Below are 2,909 nucleotides of genomic sequence, written 5' to 3'. Positions count from 1 at the left end.
CTCGAGGGGGAGGTGCCGCCGAAGGCGGCGGAGGGGGTCGTCGCGGCAGTGCTCGACGCATTTGCGGTGCCTTCTGAGAGGACCCCACCCGACCGCTTCGCGGCCACCCTCCCCTCAAGGGGGAGGGAAAAAACCGGCGTCACGACAGTGATGTCGGGCAAATGCGTGCCGCCATTGTAAGGAGCGTTGAGCGCGAAGACGTCGCCTGGGTGGATGTCGCCCGAGTTCAGGCGGATCACGGTTTCGACCGAGCGGTCCATGGATCCCAGATGCACCGGCATGTGCGGCGCGTTGGCGACCAGCGCGCCGTGGCGGTCGAACACCGCGCAGGAAAAGTCCAGCCGTTCCTTGATGTTGACGGAGTATGCCGTGTTCTGCAGCGTCACGCCCATCTGCTCGGCGATCGACATGAAGAGGTTGTTGAAGACCTCCAGCATCACCGGATCGGCTTCGGTGCCGAGCGCCGCCTGCCGGGCCTTCTTCTCGATCCGCCGCAGAAGCACATGGTTCCGGGCCGTGATCCCGGCCTGCCAGCCCGGCTCGACGACGATTGTCTGGTTCGGCTCGATGATCAGCGCGGGGCCGGCCACCTTATGGCCGGGCTTCAGACCATCGCGCTGGAAGATGCCGGCGTCCCGCCAGCCGCCATCGGCGAAGAATTGCCGGATCTGCCAAGGGCTTGCCGCCTTGTCTTCGAGACTTGATTCAGTTTCGTCGCGCGCGGCGGCGCCGGCATCGCTGCCTTCGACGCCGACCGCTTCGACGACCATCGGCTTGTTTTCGTAGACGAAGCCGAATTGCGCCTTGTGGGCGGCCTCGAAATCGCTTCTGGCGCGGAAGATCGAACCATGCTCGAAATTCACCGGCAGCGCCGTATCGGTACCGTCATAGCGGATCTGCAGGACCGGCTTGGAGGCGATGGCGGCCTCCGCAATGCCTTGCGCTGCAAGCTCAGCGACAACGCCTTGGCGCAATGCCGCAATCAGGTCCTCGATCGGGGAACGGGACTCTTCGGCGAGAGGTTTCAGCAGCGCCTGCTGGCGCGAGGCGAAAACCGTCGACAGCCCGATGCCGTAGGCCGAAAGCAGGCCGGAGAAGGGGTGGATGAGCACGGCTTCCATGCCGAGCGCATCGGCGACCAGGCAGGCATGCTGGCCGCCGGCGCCGCCGAAGCAGTTCAAGAGATATTCGGTGACGTCGTAGCCGCGCTGCACCGAGATCTTCTTGATGGCGTTGGCCATGTTCTCCACGGCGATGGTGACGAAACCCTCGGCCACCGCTTCGGGCGAACGTCCATCGCCGATCTCGGCGGCGAGCGCCGCGAATTTATCTCGCACGGTTTCGACGTCGAGCGGCTGGTCCTGGCCGGGACCGAAGATCGTCGGGAAGAAATCGGGCCGCAGTTTGCCGAGCATGACATTGGCGTCGGTGATGGCGAGCGGCCCGCCGCGCCTGTAGGCGGCCGGGCCTGGATTGGCGCCGGCCGAGTCAGGACCGACGCGAAAGCGGCCGGCCTCGTAGTGCAGGATCGAACCGCCGCCGGCGGCGACGGTGTGGATGCGCATCATCGGCGCGCGGATGCGCACGCCTGCGACTTCGGTGTCGAAGGCGCGCTCATACTCGCCGTCATAATGGGCGACATCGGTCGAGGTGCCGCCCATATCGAAGCCGATGACCTTGTCGAAGCCGGCGAGCTTCGCCGTCTCGACCATGCCGACCACGCCGCCGGCCGGGCCGGAAAGCAGCGCATCCTTGCCCTGGAACATGTCGGCGGCGGTCAGCCCGCCCGACGACATCATGAACATCAGGCGGGGCCCCGGGCCCAATTCTCCGGCTACCCTTTGCACGTAGCGCGACAGGATCGGCGAAAGATAGGCGTCCACCACCGTGGTGTCGCCACGGCCGACCAGCTTGATCAGCGGCGAGACCTCGTGACTGACCGAAATCTGCTCGAAGCCGATCTTGCGGCAGACCTTGGCCACCGCCTTTTCATGGTCGGGATATTTCCAGGCATGCATGAAGACGATGGCGACCGCGTCGATGCCGTCGGCCTTGGCCTGCTCGATCGCCGGGCGGCAGGCGGCGATGTCGAGCAGGCGCTCGACGCAACCGTCGGCGCGCACCCGCTCGTCGATCTCGATCACGCGCTCGTAGACCTGCTCCGGCAGGATGATTTCCTTGGCAAAAATATCCGGCCGCGCCTGGTAGGCGATGCGCAACGCGTCGCGAAAACCCTTGGTGATGAGCAGCAGCACTCGGTCGCCCTTGCGCTCCAGCAGCGCATTGGTTGCGACCGTGGTGCCCATCTTGATGTCGCCGATCCGATCCGCGGGAATGGCGGTGCCGGATTTTAGCCCAAGCAGGTCGCGAATGCCCTGGATGGCGGCATCGGCATAGACCTCAGGGTTCTCGGACAGAAGCTTGCGCGGGTGCAGCCGGCCCTGCGGATCGCGGCCGATGACGTCGGTGAAGGTGCCGCCCCGGTCGATCCAGAAATCCCATTTCTTGTTCACCGCGGCTTCCGGCATTCTGCTTATCCAATCTGTGCGAGCGTATGTTCTGTTAGTTCGCCGTTTCGACCGCGGCAATCGCCAGTTGATGTTACATTTGGAAATGCAACGTTACGAAACCTGGGAGCCGCTTGATGCATTTCTCCTGCGACCGTTCACCGAAATGTGAACGTTTGCTGAAGGAGAGATACCATGAAGAAGCTCATCCTGGCGTCTGTTTCGGCGCTCGCCCTGCTGGGGGTCGCGGCTTGCAGCAACAGCGGTACCGGCACTGACAACACGACCACCCAAAGCACCAACCCGCCGGCCAATGAGCAGCCGATGAAGCCAGCTACGCCTGACGCTTCGAAGCCTGCTGAACCGGCTCCGGCAACACCTCCTGCTGCGCCCGCGCAGTAG

The 2,909-nt window shown here is 64.5% G+C and carries 2 protein-coding genes; one reads left to right on the top strand and one right to left on the bottom strand.

The window, feature by feature from the left end; translation table 11 throughout:
- On the bottom strand, positions 1–2,513 hold a 2,513-nt coding region (locus tag EOA29_RS31360), incomplete at its 3' end, for a hydantoinase/oxoprolinase family protein (RefSeq protein WP_127222080.1).
- Positions 2,514–2,702: 189 nt separating this feature from the next.
- On the opposite strand from EOA29_RS31360, the gene EOA29_RS31355 reads away from it, so the two are divergent.
- Positions 2,703–2,909, top strand: a complete 207-nt coding sequence (locus tag EOA29_RS31355) for a hypothetical protein (RefSeq protein WP_126093074.1) — start codon at positions 2,703–2,705, stop codon at positions 2,907–2,909.

Source organism: Mesorhizobium sp. M1E.F.Ca.ET.063.01.1.1 (assembly GCF_003998155.1).
GTDB lineage: Bacteria > Pseudomonadota > Alphaproteobacteria > Rhizobiales > Rhizobiaceae > Mesorhizobium.
Note: the sequence above shows the minus strand (reverse complement) of the source record. Positions and strands in the feature narration are given on the sequence as shown.